General features: G+C 61.3%; 14 protein-coding genes and 1 pseudogene. 8 read left to right on the forward strand and 7 right to left on the reverse strand.

All coding sequences use genetic code 11. The features are described from left to right. Nucleotides 1-101: 101 nt before the first annotated feature. The gene (locus I6L48_RS02060; RefSeq protein WP_113069100.1) at nucleotides 102-872 is read left to right on the forward strand and encodes an ABC transporter substrate-binding protein; all 771 of its coding nucleotides are present in this window, start codon (nucleotides 102-104) and stop codon (nucleotides 870-872) included. A 46-nt stretch (nucleotides 873-918) separates the two neighbouring features. Here the strand turns inward: I6L48_RS02060 and I6L48_RS20880 are convergent, their stop codons facing one another. Further along, entirely contained in the window at nucleotides 919-1,041 is a 123-nt protein-coding gene (locus tag I6L48_RS20880; RefSeq protein WP_010675895.1) for a hypothetical protein, read from the reverse strand. Nucleotides 1,042-1,337: 296 nt separating this feature from the next. Here I6L48_RS20880 and yjbD point away from each other — a divergent pair, with 296 nt between their 5' ends. Next, nucleotides 1,338-1,622, forward strand: coding sequence for a DUF3811 domain-containing protein (yjbD, locus tag I6L48_RS02065; protein WP_039040119.1), 285 nt, complete (start codon nucleotides 1,338-1,340; stop codon nucleotides 1,620-1,622). Between the two features lie 392 nt (nucleotides 1,623-2,014). Then, nucleotides 2,015-2,224, forward strand: a complete 210-nt coding sequence (locus I6L48_RS02070; protein ID WP_010675897.1) for a cold shock domain-containing protein — start codon at nucleotides 2,015-2,017, stop codon at nucleotides 2,222-2,224. A gap of 177 nt (nucleotides 2,225-2,401) precedes the next feature. On the opposite strand, the gene I6L48_RS02075 is transcribed toward I6L48_RS02070, so the two are convergent. Further along, nucleotides 2,402-3,787 carry an ATP-binding protein gene (locus I6L48_RS02075; protein WP_010675898.1) on the reverse strand — a complete coding sequence of 462 codons (1,386 nt, stop codon included), beginning with the start codon at nucleotides 3,785-3,787 and terminating at the stop codon, nucleotides 2,402-2,404. A 7-nt stretch (nucleotides 3,788-3,794) separates the two neighbouring features. Then, complete coding sequence (locus I6L48_RS02080) at nucleotides 3,795-4,517, reverse strand: response regulator (RefSeq protein ID WP_010675899.1); 723 nt, start codon at nucleotides 4,515-4,517, stop codon at nucleotides 3,795-3,797. Between the two features lie 199 nt (nucleotides 4,518-4,716). On the opposite strand from I6L48_RS02080, the gene I6L48_RS02085 reads away from it, so the two are divergent. Further along, nucleotides 4,717-5,073, forward strand: a complete 357-nt coding sequence (locus tag I6L48_RS02085) for a hypothetical protein (protein WP_010675900.1) — start codon at nucleotides 4,717-4,719, stop codon at nucleotides 5,071-5,073. Between the two features lie 331 nt (nucleotides 5,074-5,404). After that, on the forward strand, nucleotides 5,405-7,399 hold the full coding sequence (locus I6L48_RS02090) for a methyl-accepting chemotaxis protein (RefSeq protein ID WP_039040120.1): 1,995 nt from the start codon (nucleotides 5,405-5,407) through the stop codon (nucleotides 7,397-7,399). A 62-nt stretch (nucleotides 7,400-7,461) separates the two neighbouring features. Here I6L48_RS02090 and I6L48_RS02095 read toward each other — a convergent pair whose 3' ends face one another. After that, on the reverse strand, nucleotides 7,462-7,875 hold the full coding sequence (locus I6L48_RS02095; protein ID WP_010675902.1) for a hypothetical protein: 414 nt from the start codon (nucleotides 7,873-7,875) through the stop codon (nucleotides 7,462-7,464). Between the two features lie 130 nt (nucleotides 7,876-8,005). Further along, complete coding sequence (locus tag I6L48_RS02100) at nucleotides 8,006-9,007, reverse strand: sensor domain-containing diguanylate cyclase (protein ID WP_048209682.1); 1,002 nt, start codon at nucleotides 9,005-9,007, stop codon at nucleotides 8,006-8,008. 386 nt (nucleotides 9,008-9,393) lie between these two features. Here I6L48_RS02100 and glnK point away from each other — a divergent pair, with 386 nt between their 5' ends. The 3 genes and pseudogenes from glnK to I6L48_RS20885 all read left to right on the forward strand — a co-directional run. Continuing rightward, entirely contained in the window at nucleotides 9,394-9,732 is a 339-nt protein-coding gene (gene glnK, locus I6L48_RS02105) for a P-II family nitrogen regulator (protein WP_010675904.1), read from the forward strand. A gap of 25 nt (nucleotides 9,733-9,757) precedes the next feature. Next, nucleotides 9,758-10,999: an ammonium transporter gene (locus tag I6L48_RS02110; RefSeq protein ID WP_216987730.1), complete on the forward strand. Its 1,242-nt coding sequence runs from the start codon at nucleotides 9,758-9,760 to the stop codon at nucleotides 10,997-10,999. A gap of 104 nt (nucleotides 11,000-11,103) precedes the next feature. Continuing rightward, nucleotides 11,104-11,235: pseudogene (locus I6L48_RS20885) on the forward strand (glyoxalase); the annotation flags it as partial. A gap of 322 nt (nucleotides 11,236-11,557) precedes the next feature. On the opposite strand, the gene I6L48_RS02120 reads toward I6L48_RS20885, so the two are convergent. Continuing rightward, entirely contained in the window at nucleotides 11,558-12,268 is a 711-nt protein-coding gene (locus I6L48_RS02120; protein WP_113069101.1) for a hypothetical protein, read from the reverse strand. Nucleotides 12,269-12,651: 383 nt separating this feature from the next. Next, nucleotides 12,652-14,706 carry an exodeoxyribonuclease V subunit alpha gene (recD, locus tag I6L48_RS02125; RefSeq protein WP_216987731.1) on the reverse strand — a complete coding sequence of 685 codons (2,055 nt, stop codon included), beginning with the start codon at nucleotides 14,704-14,706 and terminating at the stop codon, nucleotides 12,652-12,654.

Here is a 14,706-nt window from a genome sequence, read left to right on the forward strand (position 1 = left end):
CTCCCCCGACGACCATGTTGCTGCCACTTTCCCCCGCTTTACGTCCCCTTCGTCCAGGCTTGTGGCTATCATCGAGACGATTTCTCCCTTCGGGAACCTGCATGAACTACTTGAGCCGTCTGCTGTGCCTCGCCCTGCTGATGTTCGGCGGCCACCTTGCCGCGGAGCCGCTGCGGGTGGGAGTCAGCTTTGCCATTCCTCCCTATGTCATCAGCCACGAAGACAGGGGCATCGAACTCGATCTCATGCGAGAGGCCTTCGCAGGCAGCCCCCATGAGCTGCAGGTCGTCTATCTTCCCCTGGAGCGCACCTTCAGGATGCTGGAGGAAGGCAAGCTGGACGCCATCATCAACATCAAACCCGGCATGCTGGAAAGCGCCTACCTCTCACAGCCGGTGATCACCTTCCACAACCGTGTCTTTACCCTGGCGCCGACGGCAGTCCACACCATGAAGGATTTGCAGACCCTGCGAGTCAGTGCCTTCCAGCGTGCACGACAAATCCTGGGAACGACCTTCTCCGACATCGTCGACCAGAATCCCCGTTATGAAGAGGTGGCGAGGCAGGAGGGACAGGTACAGCGGCTCCTGCTCGGGCGCACCGATGCCGTGATCCTGGAACAGCGGGTGTTCTACTACTATCTGGCGCAGTTGCTCGGGGATGACCAGGAGGGCGACCGCTATCCCAAGGACAAGGTCAGACAGCACGACCTCTTCCCCCCGACTCACTACCACTTCGCCTTTCGCGAGGCGGGCCACCGACAATGGTTCGACAGACAGCTCGCCAAGATGAAGGCGGACGGGCGCTATGAACGGATCTTTGCCGCCTATGGCACCACCTCTACTGCCGGAGACAAAAAAGCCAGCCCATGATGGACTGGCTTGATACCGGCTCCGGGGAGTCGCAGTGGATGGAGCGTTACTTCATCGCGCTGCCGTTTTTCAGCTCTGCTTTCTGACGTTTGGCTTCGCGTTTCTCTTTCAGTGACATCTGCGGTTTTTTCTTGGCATCTTTGCCGTGATGCTGTTCTTTGTTGCTCATCATCAGACTCCAAAAAGGTTACCTGGACAGTTGGAACGGGTGTTCCAGCATGTCAGCCGAATCGTGGATTTCAGTACGCCAACAGTGACGATCGGGGATCGCACTGGCCTCAGCATACTCCCAATCTTCCGCCGGGATCCAGCCTCCCGGCAGCGCCTGTCAGCCAGGCGTTCCCGTCGCGTGCTCCCCCGGGAAATGACGACCGGGCGACACTTTTGGCATCCGGGGACGGATGGTCAGCCTGTCTCCGGTGGATGTGTGTTAGGGTGGGCATTCAACGATCGCAGGAGCGCGTCATGAAGAAGCTGGAAATGAAGGATCTGACCGAGGCCGAGAAAGCCGAGATTGCCCTGCTGGTGCAAAAGGCCCAGGCCAATGCCGATCACACCCTGACCAACGGGGAGCGCAACAAGATCCGTGAGGCAGGACGCCAGAAGATCGCCGCCGATCGCGCCCAGGCCGCCAAGGCGGCTTCCGCACTGGCGCGGGAGAAAGCCAAAGAGCGAGCCAGTGCCCAAGTACTGCCCGACACCTTCAGCTGGTCCGATTCCGTCAGCAACAAATACCGTGGCAGACGGTAACGGCAGCATGAATGCTCGCAGATGACGCTGCTGCAAAAAAGGGGGCTGGCAGAGCGTCATGTCATCCCCCTGAAAAGGGCAGCAGGAGGCCCCTGCCAGCTGATGCACACCCGGATAAAACGCCTATCCAGCCATCACTGACTGAAACGAATACCAAGATAAAGATTGCCATGACAGGGTGTGCGTGTTCTAATCGTTTTCGATGGTTCGGTAGTTCAGACCTGATTATGTTAGGCAGTCATCTTAAAGCAGTGATTTGTGCAGGCAGTTATCCACGATAATTCTTGCCAGATAATTCTCCTTCTTTAGTGCTCCCCATACGTATTTCTGACGAAAAATCATGGATTGCCGCTCCGGTGGCGTTTCACTAATCACTACTCAAGGAAATTATCATGTCCAAAATGACTGGTACCGTAAAATTCTTCAACGCCGAGAAAGGCTTCGGTTTCATCTCCCCGGCTGACGGCAGTAAAGACGTGTTCGTTCACTTCTCCGCCATCCAGTCCAACGGTTTCAAAACCCTGGAAGAAGGTCAGCGCGTTGAGTTCACCATCGAGCAAGGCCAGAAAGGCCCGGCTGCTGCGAACGTCGTTCCGCAGTAATTCAAGCCGGAGCACCTTCCCCTCTTTGGGCAAGGGCCTCAGCAAGAATTGAAAAAACCCGCTTCGGCGGGTTTTTTGTTGCCCGTTTCCGGGTGGCCGACCTGTTGCCCTGCTTCCCTCTCGCCACGGGCAGCAAAAAGGGCACCCTGGTGGTGCCCCATTTCCTGGTCAGGTTCCTTACAGGGGCAGGCTGATCCGCGCTTCCAGCCCCCCCTCCTGGCGATTGTGAAGGCTGAGCTCACCGCCGTGCTGGTGCACCAGGGTGCGGGCGATGGCGAGCCCCAGTCCCACGCTGCCAGACTCGGTGTTGCGGGCTTCATCCAGGCGCACGAAGGGCTTGAACACCTCCTCCAGCTGGCTCTCCGCAATCCCCGGCCCCTGATCGCGAACCAGGATCAGCAACTCGCCGTCACCGCGCACCAGCGAAACCTCGGCCCCCCCTGCGTACTTGATGGCGTTGCCGATGAGGTTTTGCAGTACCCGGCGCAAGGTGTTGGCCCGGCAGGCGTAAACCTGCTTGCCCTCGGCCAGGCAGGTGACGGGCTGGCCCATGTCGGCATAGTCGTCACACAGGCTCTCCAGCAGGCTGACCAGATCCAGCTCCCGGGTCGCCTCCTGCTGCCCCTCCTCCCGGGCAAAGCTCAGGGTCGCCGCCAGCATCTGCTCCATCTGCTGCAGGGTCTGCTGGAAGCGCTCCTTGTCTTCCCCGTCCGCCAGAAACTCGCTGCGCAGCCGCAGGCTGGTGATGGGGGTGCGCAGGTCGTGGGAGATGGCGGCCAGCATCCGGGTTCTGTCCTGCACGAAGCGATCGAGCCGGGTGTGCATCCGGTTGAAGGCCTGGATGGACTCGCGGATCTCGGTGGGCCCCTCCTCGCGCAGGGGCTCGATGTCCTCACCACGCCCCAGCCTGTCGGCGTTGGCCGCCAGTTGCTTGAGGGGACGGGTCGCCCGGCGGAACAGCCAGATCATCAGGCCGATCACCAGGCTCGCCACCAGCAGCAGGTTGAGGGTGGTCTGCCAGGACCAGCTCGCCGTCTCCTTGTCCACCAGGGAGCTGAACTGGAGCCAGCCGCCGTTGGGCAGTTCGATGGAGCCGTAGAGCCGCATGTCCTGGGGCGGCGGCATGCCGTTGCGATCCTTCATCATGCGGTTGTGGTGCTGCCAGGCCCGGCTGCGCTGGATGTCCTGCTTCAGCTCGGCGCTGATCTCAACCGCCAGGGAGGATGGATAGCCGAGCTTGGCCCGCACCAGCTTCTCGAAGCGGGGGCTGCGGTTGTCCGGCTGCAACGGCTCGTCGGCCAGACGCAGCAGCAGGGTCTCGCTGCGGCTCGCCTTGAGGATCTCGTGATAGAGGGAAGGAGGAGAGAGGGAGAGCAGGCGCACCACGGAGATGATCCGCTGCATGGCGTTGCGGCTGTTGACGTAACCGAGGGCCTCCTCCCTGTCCGAACGGTAGATCTGGATACTGAGCAACTGGATCAACACCAGCCCCGCCAGGGCCACCAGCACTATCTGGCCGGTCAACCCCTTGGGCAGCAGCCTGGCGAAGACGCGCTTGATCATGTCGGCCTCACTCCTGGGTCACGTCGGCGGCGAACAGGTAACCGCCACCCCAGATGGTCTTGATGAGCTCGGGATTCTTGGGATCCCGCTCCAGCTTGCGCCGCAATCGGCTCACCAGGGTATCGATGGCGCGATCGAAGGCCACCGCCTCCCGGCCACGGGCCAGATCCAGCAACTGATCCCGGCTCAGCACCCGCTGGGGCCGCTCCAGAAACACCTTGAGCAGATCGAACTCGGCGGTGGAGAGGCTCATCCCCACCCCCTCCTCGTCCACCAGCTCGCGGCGATTGACGTCGAGCAGCCAGCGATCGAAGCGCAGATCCCGGGTCAGGGTCTCCGGCACGGGCAGGCTCTCCGCCTGGGTGCGGCGCATCACCGCCTTGATGCGGGCCAGCAGCTCCCGCGGGTTGAACGGCTTGGAGAGGTAGTCGTCCGCCCCCATCTCCAGGCCGATGATGCGGTCCGTCTCCTCCCCCATTGCGGTCAGCATGATGATCGGCAGGCGGGATTTGACCCTGAGCTCGCGGCACAGGGTGAGGCCATCCTCCCCCGGCATCATCAGATCCAGCACCAGCAGGTCGAACTCCCGCTCATCCAGCAGCCGTTTCATCTCCTTGCCATCGCGGGCGCAACTGACGCGCATGCCATGCTGCTCCAGAAAGCGCTTGAGCAGATCGCGGATCTCGCTGTGGTCATCGACCACCAGAATGTGAGGGCTGCCTTGGTTCATCATCATCTCTCCGTTATCGGGCTGGGGCGATTATACGAAAATCAACCGGGCGGGTTGTGTCAAAGTGTGCCAGCACGCCCCTGTGCCACACTCTGCTACAAAATAGGCCTCTACTGGCAAATTTCAGACACTTCCACGGTGTTTACTGGATACCAAGGCGAAAGAGCCTCTACCCGTACACATCCGACAGGAGTTACCCATGAAAAAGCTGACCAAGACCCTGCTGACCGCCACCCTGATCCTCGGCCTGCCGCTGGGCGCCTATGCCGCCAGCGAGGCGGTCTCCACCGCGCAACCGACCCAGGCCACGGCGACCGGTTGCCCCATGGACGGTACCGGCATGATGGGCGGCAAGCATCATGGCGGCCGCCACGACAAGATGGCCCGCATGAAGAACATGACCCCGGAACAGATCCAGGCCCATCTGCAACAGCGCTACGACAAGATTGAAGATCCGGCCAAGAAGGCCGAGTTCGTGAAGAACCTCGGGCTGCGTGCCGACGGCATGATCAAGCACGCCGAGGTGATGAAGCAGTTCGCAGAAGCAAACCAGTAAATCGAAGTAATGAAGCCGTTTGCCGAAGCAGACCAGTAAGTCGAGATGATCAAGCTGTTCGCAGAAGCAAATCAGTAAGTCGAAGTGATGAAGCGGTTTGCCGAAGCAGACCAGTGATCCGGCGGGGCCCTGCCCCGACAACGGCGAAAACGACAGGGTGGCGCAAGCCACCCTTTTTTTGTCTCCCCCCCCCCCAGTTTTTCACCTTTTCCTGCTTGGCCGCATCATGTTATGTGAGCGATAACAAACGTTTCACTTTCGAAATAAATCATAATGGTCCCTCACACAACAGACGCGGGCACGATCCCGGGCACAGTGGACAGGAGTCGTTATGGGATGGAATCTGGGCACAATCAAGGGGCGCTATACCGCCGTTTTTCTGGGCTTCATGGCGCTGGTGTGCGCCCTGACGGTGATCGGCATCCAGATCTGGATCACCCCCGCCCTGCAAAAAGCGGGGGAGGAGAACGTGGCGCTGCGGGTCGGCGAGATAGCGACCGATATCCGTGACCAGCTCAACGGGGTGCAGACCCAGTCGCGCAGCATCACCCAGCTGGTGGCACAACTGCCGAGCGAGCAGATAGATGCCCAGCTCCCGGCCCTCATCGACCAGTACGGCAACGGCATGGTCTTCGGTGGCGGCATCTGGCCCCTGCCGGACAAGCGGGAGGCGGGGCGCGCCAAGTTCAGCACCTTCTTCCACCGGGATGCGTCCAACGCCCTCATTCCCAACACCTATTGGAACTCGGCAGAGGCGCCCAACTATTTCGATCAGCCCTGGCACAAGGCCGGTCAGCAGGCGCCCCGTGGCGTCTGTGCCTGGGCCGCCGCCTACAAGGATGGCGCGAGCCAGCAGCCGAGAACCAACTGCGCCATGGGGATCTACCAGGATGGCGCCCTCTACGGGGTGTCGACCATAGACGTCACCCTGGGCTTCTTCAACGACCTGGTGGCCAAGAAAGAGCAGGAGATCGGCGGTCAGGTGATGATCATCGAGGCTGACGGCAAGATCCTGAGCCGCAACGCCCGTCTGACCGGGGATGTGGTGCTCGGCAACCTCTCCGCCCACGCCGACTATCCCTTCGCCCTCGCCATCAGCGGCCTGCTGGGCCAGGATGCGAGCAAGGGGCAGCTGCGCACCACCTTCCAGGATCAGGGTGAGGAACAGACCCTGCTGATGGAGGCCATCGAAGGGACCCCCTGGTTGCTGGCCGCCGCCCTGCCTACCCGCACCCTGACCCAGGACAGCCGGGATGTGCTCGCCACCCTGGCGAGCATCCAGCTCCCCCTGGCGGGGCTGCTGTTCGTGCTCATGGTGCTGGCCATCAGCCAGCTTGGCAGCCGCCTGCAGACCCTCAAGCTCAACATCGACGCCCTCAGCGCCGGCGACGCCGATCTGACCGCCCGCATCCAGGTCAAGGGGCATGACGAGCTGGACAACATCGCCCTGTCGGTCAACCGCTTCATCGCCTTCCTGCAACAAATGATGGTGCAGGTGACCGCCGCCACCGATCTCATCACCCGCGAGCTGGCCCAGCTCGATCAGCAGACCGGGCAGGCCAGGCGGATCCTGGGAGAACACGCCAGCGAAACCGATCAGGTCGTCACCGCCCTCAACGAACTCAGCTCCACCGCCGACAGCGTTGCCCGCCACGCCAACGACTCCGCCAGCTTCACCGAGGCCGCCAACGGTCAGGCGGCAAGCTCCCGCAAGGTGGTGGGATCGGCCTCCGCCAGCGTGGTGGCCCTCATCGACGAGGTGGATCTCGCCGCCGCCAAGGTGCTGGAGATGCAGGAAGATGCCCAGCAGATCGGCAGCGTGCTCGGGGTGATCGGCGGCATCGCCGCCCAGACCAACCTGCTGGCGCTCAACGCCGCCATCGAGGCGGCCCGGGCCGGTGAACAGGGCCGGGGCTTCGCGGTGGTGGCCGACGAGGTGCGTGCCCTCGCGGCACGCACCCAGAACAGCACCGCCGAAGTGGGCAGCATGTTGTCACGGCTCACCCAGGGGGTCGCCGAGGCCGTGGTCGCCATGGAGCAGACCAAGCGCAGTTGCCAGGCGGCGGCCGACACCACGGGGCAGGTCACCGGCGGCCTCGACACCATGGCCGACGCCGTAGTGCAGATCCACGATCTCAGCAGCCAGATCGCCACCGCTGCCGAGGAACAGAGCCGGGTAACCGAGGAGATCAACCGCAACATGGTGAGCATTCGCGACATGCTGAACCTCCTGGTGGAGAACGGCGGCAACACGGAGCAGAGCGCCGCTACCCTGCTGGGGTCCAACCGCCAGTTGCTGGCTCTGGTACACCGCTTCAAGGTGTGAGCCTGAACACCAGACAGCAAAAAGGGGCCCGCGGGCCCCTTTTTCATTCACCTTGCCAGGACTCAGGCCTTGTTGGCCAGGTTCAGGGTCTTCACGGTCTCGCCTTCGAACTTGATGACCACGTTCTTCTGGGCCACTTCGGAGTCTTTCAGCAGGGACTTGGTGGTCTCGGCCAGCAGCGGGGAGGCCTTGTTCAGAGCGTCCAGGTCATAGGTCCACACTTCCAGACCGGCGTCGGTCTTGGTGCTGGCCGGGGCGCCCAGCTTGTCCTTGATGGCCTGCTTGTTGGAGCCGCCTTCCTTGATGTCCAGGGCCTTCTTGATCGCTTCGTTGGAAGCGGTGTCCATGGCGTTGCCAGCCATCTCTTTGGCGGTGCTGGTGACGCTGCTGGTCACGGTGTCGGTCAGGGAATCCATCAGGCCGGCGTGGGCAACCAGAGGCAGGGCGGTCAGGGCAATCAGCAAGGACTTTTTCATGAAGATACATCTCGCAAGAATGAAAAGAGCGCGCATGAAACCAGCGGGATGAATTGGAGTCAAGAAAATCCCTTGGTCAAGCCGTATTCGGGGGGGAAAAGCCCCGTAGCGGCTCCGACCAGTGCCCTTGTCAGCCGCTGAGCTGGTCCTTGCCCGCCAGCTTGGCCCGGTAGAGCGCCCTGTCGACCCGTGCCATCAGGTGGGACACCTGCTCGTCGGGGTCGGACTCCACCAGCCCGAAACTCAAGGTCACGGGCTCGATCCCCTTGACCCTGGCATGGCTCAGGCGCTGCCTCAGCTTTTCGGCCACCACCCGGGCGTCGGGCAACCGGGTATTGGGAAGCACCAGCATGAACTCGTCACCCCCCCAGCGAGCCAGCAGATCGATCTCGCGGATGCAGCCCCGGGTCAGCTGCACGATATCGATCAGGGTCTGGTCCCCCACCCCGTGGCCATGGCGATCGTTGATCTGCTTGAAGTCGTCCACGTCCATGGCGATCACGGCAAAGGGCTCCTTGAAGCGCTTGGCGCGCTCATGCTCCAGCCGCACCGCCTGCTCCAGCCGATAGCGGCTGGCCGCGCCGGTCAGGGAGTCCGTCTCCGCCAGGCGGCGGTTTTCCTCCACCTGGAACTGCAATGCCTGGTTGAGCCGCTCCAGTTCGGCGGTACGCTGCGCCACCTGCTGCTCCAGGGTGCGGTTTTGCAGCTCCAGCCGGGCGTAGAGTTCCCGCTGGGCGTGGATGTTGCGGTGTGCCCCCACCATCCTGGCGACACTGCCGTCCGGGTTGCGTGCGACGATGCGGCCGCAATCCGCCACCCAGAGGTAATCACCGTTACGGCAACGGCAGCGGTATTCGGCCCGGTAGTCCGCCGCCCGCCCGCTCAGGCAGGCATCGAAGCTCTCCATGACCTGCGCCAGATCGTCCGGGTGGATCAGGTTCTCCCAGGTGAAGACGGTGTTGTCGAGGGAGTGGGGCTCATATCCCAGCATCTGATACCAGCCGGGATAGCGATGGACATAGCCGGTGTTGGCATTCCAGTCCCAGAGACCGTCGCTCACGACCTCCAGCATGCCGCTCATCACGGCCTCGTCGAGGGCCGGTTGCCTTGTCATCTCATTGTCATGCAGCATGAAAACCTTCCTTGTTCTGCTACTCGGCGCCACGGTTCCGCTTGTTGACCTGGCGGGAAAACCGGGCCTGCCGGTCGAGCCTTCAAGGGGGCGACTGGCCTCGACACCCCGTCATGACGGGTTATCGGCCAGGTTGCCCTCTTGTTGAACAACAGTAGCAGCCCGCACACTTTCGAGTCTTGCGCGCCGTCACGCTCCCTTCCGTTCTTCTGCCGGCCAGATTGCACCACGGCGGTGCACACCTTTGGCGCAGCCCTGCCCATATTGGGCAAGCCTCGCTGACCAGGGTTGCGATTAATAAGTAAGTGCATGAATAAAAAGAAAAATACTTTTCTGGCGCAATATTTGCCTTTATCTGGGTGAACCACAAGGATTGGGGATATTGCATGAAATTAATCACCGCCATCATCAAGCCGTTCAAACTCGACGACGTGCGCGAAGCCATCGCCAACCTCGGCGTCGAGGGGCTGACGGTTTCCGAGGTCAAGGGGTTTGGCCGCCAGAAGGGGCACACCGAGCTGTACCGGGGTGCCGAATACCAGGTGGATTTCCTGCCCAAGGTAAAGCTGGAGATCGCCACCCTGGCCGACAACGTCGAGCAGATCATCGAAGCCATCAGCAAGGCTGCCCACACCGGCAAGATAGGTGACGGCAAGATCTTCGTTTATGACCTGCAGGCCGCCGTGCGCATCCGCACCGGCGAGACCGACGCAGACGCCCTTTGATACGACTGGAACTGAGGAATACGACATGGAAGAGTTGATCACATCCGTCAGCGAGCTGCGCTATGCACTCGACACCTTCTACCTGCTGATCTCCGGCGTGCTGGTCATGTGGATGGCCGCCGGGTTCGCCATGCTCGAAGCCGGCCTGGTCCGCGCCAAGAACACCACCGAGATCCTGACCAAGAACATCCTGCTCTATGCCATCGCCTGCATCATGTTCCTGATGGTCGGCTACAACATCATGTACGTGGACAACAGCGCCGGCGGCTGGCTGCCGAGCTTTGGCAGCCTGATGGGCAGCCAGGCGGACGACGCGGGCCACTCCCTGCACTCCGACTTCTTCTTCCAGGTGGTGTTCGTCGCCACCGCCACCTCCATCATCTCAGGTGCGGTGGCAGAGCGGATGAAGCTCTGGTCCTTCCTGCTGTTCTGCGTGGTGATGACCGGCTTCATCTACCCCGTGGAAGGCTACTGGAGCTGGGGCGGCGGCTTCCTGAAAGAGGCGGGCTTCTCCGACTTCGCAGGCTCCGGCATCGTCCACATGGCGGGCGCCGCCGCTGCCCTGGCCGCCGTGCTGCTGCTCGGCCCCCGTCGCGGCAAATATGGCAAGCAAGGGGAGATCTACCCCATCCCCGGCTCCAACCTGCCGCTCGCGACCCTGGGCACCCTGATCCTCTGGATGGGCTGGTTCGGCTTCAACGGTGGCTCCCAACTGGCGCTCTCCAGCACCGCTGACGCCACCGCCATCGGCACCGTGTTCGTCAACACCAACGCCGCCGCAGCCGCCGGTGTGGTCGGCGCCCTGCTGGTCAGCAAGCTCACCTGGGGCAAGGCGGATCTCACCATGATCCTCAACGGCGCCCTCGGCGGTCTGGTCGCCATCACCGCCGACCCGGCCTCCCCCAGCCCGCTGTTCGCCAGCCTGATCGGCGCCCTGGCCGGTGCCCTGGTGGTCTACGCCATCGTCGCCTTCGATCGCCTGAAGATCGATGATCCGGTCGGTGCCATCTCGGTACACGGCGTCTGCGGCCTGTTCGGCCTGATGGTGGTGCCCTTCTCCAACACGAGCGCCACCTTCGGTGCCCAGTTGCTGGGTGCTGCCACCATCTTCGGCTGGGTCTTTGTCGTCTCCCTCGTGGTCTGGAGCCTGCTCAAGGCCACCATGGGCCTGCGGGTCAGCGAAGAGGAAGAGATGATGGGTGTGGATGTCCACGAGTGCGGCATCGATGCCTACCCCGAGTTCGTCAGCGTCAAATCCAGCATCTAACGAGAGAGGTTGAGGACGGGGCCGAAGGGAAACCTTCGGCCCCGTTTTTTGGGGCGGTTCAGCGCCCTTGAAGACAGGATGGTTCGCCTGGCGGTAGTGGCTCGGTGCCAGCCCACCTCAAGCTGCTCAAGGGGGCCGAGGTCAAACACCTGGACGGCCCCCGCTGGACCGGCGACAGCTATTACGAAAGTACCTTCCTCGACCCGGAAGGCAATCGGCTGGAGCTGACCATCTAATGCCTGAACGCTCCCCTCACCCTGCCCTCTCCCAACGGGAGAGGGGATAAAGCGGCACCGGGGATATGATCGCCAGCCATATTGATTCGGTTGAAGGCAAAATAGCCAACCACGTAGGTTCGATTAGCGAAGCGTAATCGGACGGGCGTATTTGCCCCCTTCTCCCCTTGCGGGAGAAGGGTTGGGGATGAGGGGGAGGAAAAAAGAGATTTCGCGGAAACGTTGGGATTCGCTTCGCTCAACTACAACCTACACAATCGGTAGGCTGGTGCAAAGCCTGCGCAGCCCAACATACGAGATCGGGACTAGGGCGGATCGAAAACTAAACGGTAAGCGCTGGCATTGAAATGTGGCGTCTTGTGCCCTTTGGCAGATATGAACCGTAAGGGAAATATACATTTAATACTTCATCCTGCTTGTATTCTATCAGGCTAAGTCTAACTGTTCTTTGTGGAAGCGTTTCTCTCTGAAAATCTGAAACCAACCCCAATACTTTTAGTAGTGTTAATGCAGGAAATATATCCTTATAGTTAACACCTATTTTTGAAGTTATTTTTGACAAGGTTACTTCTGAATGCTCATCATCATTCCCTCTGATAGCCAGTAAATAGACCACTAGTTTAAGGGCATGCAATTCAACAGGATGGCGGTTCGATATCATTTTAAAAAAATTAATATTCCCACCCTTATCAACAACATCTTTAATAGGGAACTTGCACCACCCAGGATTATTATAATTAGGTATGCTATACCCCCTAACTCTTTTGCCAGTGGCTTCAATTACATTATTAGCTACAAGCCATTTTAACGCCCCGCTAATTACAGTCCGACTTAAGTTAGCGACAGATGACATCTCATCATAAGTTATAACACAGCTATTTTTTTGATTATCACTTGGCGCCAAACGAATGCACATCAATATATATATTTTTATGATGGCAATATTTACTGCAACATTTTTATTAGCATTTAAATCTTTCAACTTTCCACTGGAGATCCATTTTGATGGCATTTTAGCCCATGATAACTGCATTATACTCTCCCCAGTAATAAAGCAACCGCGAGGAAAAAAATAGAAAGACATAATACAAAAAATGACAATGAAGCAGCATTTTTTGACACAAAATCCAGTAACTCAATAACCTTACCCAAAAGATCCATTTAGTACCTACCTATACGCACTGTGGCTCATGTGCAGGCATTATGTAATGCAAGCAGGGGCTTTCCAATAAGGAATTACTAGTCTCTTCTAGAGATAAACAATACATAAAGCACTGATATTAAACATAAAATTACCCTTCATTAGTACATAGGAATACTTCATTAGTACATAGTGAACCCCAGTTACTTACCCTCTGACCGATTAATGAAGCTTCGTTAAAGGGCAGCAAATCCCTTCTCCGCCGCCGCCATCAATCACTCCCCCAACCTCTGTGCCAACCCCGAATACCGCTCGGTCTTTTTCCGTACCGCTTGTGCCAGCAGGGCGCGATCGCCGTAGAGGTCGAGGCGGGCCTTGGCGCGGGTGATGCCGGTGTAGACCAGCTCGCGGGTCAGGAGCGGGCTGGGGCTGTCGGGCAGCACCAGCACGGTATGGGCAAACTCCGAGCCCTGGGATTTGTGGATGGTCATGGCGTAGACCGTCTCATGGGGGGGCAGACGGCTGGGCAGCAGGGCCCGCAAGGTGCCGTCCGGCTGCTCAAACCATACCTTGAGGCGGCCGGTGTCATCGGGCAGGCAGAGCCCCATGTCGCCGTTATAGAGGCCGACCCCGTGGTCGTTGCGCACCACCATCACCGGGCGGCCCGCATACCAGTCGCCGTCACGCTGGATCAGCCCTGCCTTGGCGAGGGCCAGTTCGAGCCGCTCGTTGAGCCCCGTCACCCCGAAGGGGCCGTCCCGCAGGGCGCAGAGGATCTGGAAGCCGTTGAACGCCTTGAACACCGCCGCCGGGTCCTCGCCGGCCCGGGCCGCCTTGAGGTAGCTGCCGTAACCGGCCACTCCCTCGGCAATCAAGCCGTTGTAGGCCTCCCCCGCCCAGGGGTGCAGGCGGATGTCGCCAAATCCTGCGCTCCAAACCGCCTCCACCGCCGCCCCGTCGCCGCTGTTGCAGGCCCGCGCCAACTGGCCGATGCCCGAATGCTGGTCAAAGCGCCAGCTCTTGGAGAGCAAACAGAGGCTGTCGCGTACGCTGGCCCCCGTCGGCGTGCCTTGCAGGCGATAGCCGGTCTGGCGGGAGAGCCAGTGTGCCTGCGCGGGGCTGATGCCCTGTTCGATAAAGCTGCAGATATCCCCGAGCACGGCCCCCGCCTCCACCGAGGCGAGCTGATCCTTGTCGCCGAGCAGGATGAGGCGGGCGTGGCGGGGCAGCGCGTCCAGCAGGCGCGCCATCATGGGCAGGTCCACCATGGAGGCCTCGTCCACCACCAGCAGGTCGAGGTGCAGCGGGTTGCCTCTGTGATGGCGGAACTGGCTGCGCCCGGGGATCACCCCGAGCAGCCGGTGCAGGGTGCCCGCCTCCGTGGGGATGGCCTCCACCCACTCGGGGGGCAAGTCCAGCGCCTGCAGGGCAGCGCCGATACTCTCGGTCAGACGCGCCGCCGCCTTGCCGGTGGGGGCCACCAGCCGGATCGCCGGGGCCTTGCCCCCTTGCAGGCCGGTCTCCACCAGGATGGCGAGGAGCTTGGCCACCGTGGTGGTCTTGCCGGTGCCGGGGCCGCCGGAGATGACCGCGAAGGGGCGTGCCGCCGCCGTGGCCGCCGCCAGCTTCTGGCCGTTGCAGCAGAGCGCCTCGGGCACCAGGGTATCCAGCCGCTCCAGCTCGCTGGCTGCCTGGGCGCTTTTTAGCAGGGTCTCGACGGCGGGCCACTCCACCTCATGGGGGAAGACCAGATCCAGGTACTTCTCCACAAAGGGGCGGACGGAGAAATCCGGCGCGAGGCGGGCCTTGAGCAAGGCCCCGAACACCAGGCCGTAGTCGCGGGCAAAGAGGCGTGACAGGGCCGGGGCAATCTCCGGCCATTCGGCCCGTTCACTCAAGGCGCCAAGGTGGCGGGCCACCCCCAGCTCAAAGTCGTGATAGCGGGTGAGGTAGAGGCGATCCCCCCAGAGTCGCAGGGGCCAGCGGGGGGTCTCTCCCTCCTCCTGTTCGCTCCCCACCAGGGGGCTGGCCGCAAAGAGGGCGGGCCAGCTCGCAGGATCCGCGAGATCCGCCAGCAGATCCCGGCTCTGATCCGGATCCAGCCCGAAGGGGCGCGAGGATCCCTGCCCGTCACCGCTCTGAACGAGCATCGCCAGCGGCAGGCAGACATGGCCGCGCCCCAGCTCATGGCAGGCGAGCGCGGCCCCCAGCACCAGCTCGGGGCTGCCGCCAAGGTCGGCCACCAGCCTGGCAAATTGCAGGTCAAGCTGGCGGATGCGCCCCGCCAGCGCCAAGGCCTTCAGCCGCTCTATCATGGTTTCGCCCTTCAT

The sequence above is a fragment of the Aeromonas sp. FDAARGOS 1418 genome, from assembly GCF_019048585.1.
Lineage (GTDB): Bacteria > Pseudomonadota > Gammaproteobacteria > Enterobacterales > Aeromonadaceae > Aeromonas > Aeromonas caviae.

What these genes read in the sequence shown, in the direction of transcription:
- I6L48_RS02060 (WP_113069100.1), top strand. Translation starts at nt 102, where the DNA reads ATGAACTACTTGAGCCGTCTGCTGTGCCTCGCCCTGCTGATGTTCGGC.
- I6L48_RS20880 (WP_010675895.1), bottom strand. Translation starts at nt 1,041, where the DNA reads ATGAGCAACAAAGAACAGCATCACGGCAAAGATGCCAAGAAAAAACCG.
- yjbD (WP_039040119.1), top strand. Translation starts at nt 1,338, where the DNA reads ATGAAGAAGCTGGAAATGAAGGATCTGACCGAGGCCGAGAAAGCCGAG.
- I6L48_RS02070 (WP_010675897.1), top strand. Translation starts at nt 2,015, where the DNA reads ATGTCCAAAATGACTGGTACCGTAAAATTCTTCAACGCCGAGAAAGGC.
- I6L48_RS02075 (WP_010675898.1), bottom strand. Translation starts at nt 3,787, where the DNA reads ATGATCAAGCGCGTCTTCGCCAGGCTGCTGCCCAAGGGGTTGACCGGC.
- I6L48_RS02080 (WP_010675899.1), bottom strand. Translation starts at nt 4,517, where the DNA reads ATGAACCAAGGCAGCCCTCACATTCTGGTGGTCGATGACCACAGCGAG.
- I6L48_RS02085 (WP_010675900.1), top strand. Translation starts at nt 4,717, where the DNA reads ATGAAAAAGCTGACCAAGACCCTGCTGACCGCCACCCTGATCCTCGGC.
- I6L48_RS02090 (WP_039040120.1), top strand. Translation starts at nt 5,405, where the DNA reads ATGGGATGGAATCTGGGCACAATCAAGGGGCGCTATACCGCCGTTTTT.
- I6L48_RS02095 (WP_010675902.1), bottom strand. Translation starts at nt 7,875, where the DNA reads ATGAAAAAGTCCTTGCTGATTGCCCTGACCGCCCTGCCTCTGGTTGCC.
- I6L48_RS02100 (WP_048209682.1), bottom strand. Translation starts at nt 9,007, where the DNA reads ATGCTGCATGACAATGAGATGACAAGGCAACCGGCCCTCGACGAGGCC.
- glnK (WP_010675904.1), top strand. Translation starts at nt 9,394, where the DNA reads ATGAAATTAATCACCGCCATCATCAAGCCGTTCAAACTCGACGACGTG.
- I6L48_RS02110 (WP_216987730.1), top strand. Translation starts at nt 9,758, where the DNA reads ATGGAAGAGTTGATCACATCCGTCAGCGAGCTGCGCTATGCACTCGAC.
- I6L48_RS02120 (WP_113069101.1), bottom strand. Translation starts at nt 12,268, where the DNA reads ATGCAGTTATCATGGGCTAAAATGCCATCAAAATGGATCTCCAGTGGA.
- recD (WP_216987731.1), bottom strand. Translation starts at nt 14,706, where the DNA reads ATGAAGGGCGAAACCATGATAGAGCGGCTGAAGGCCTTGGCGCTGGCG.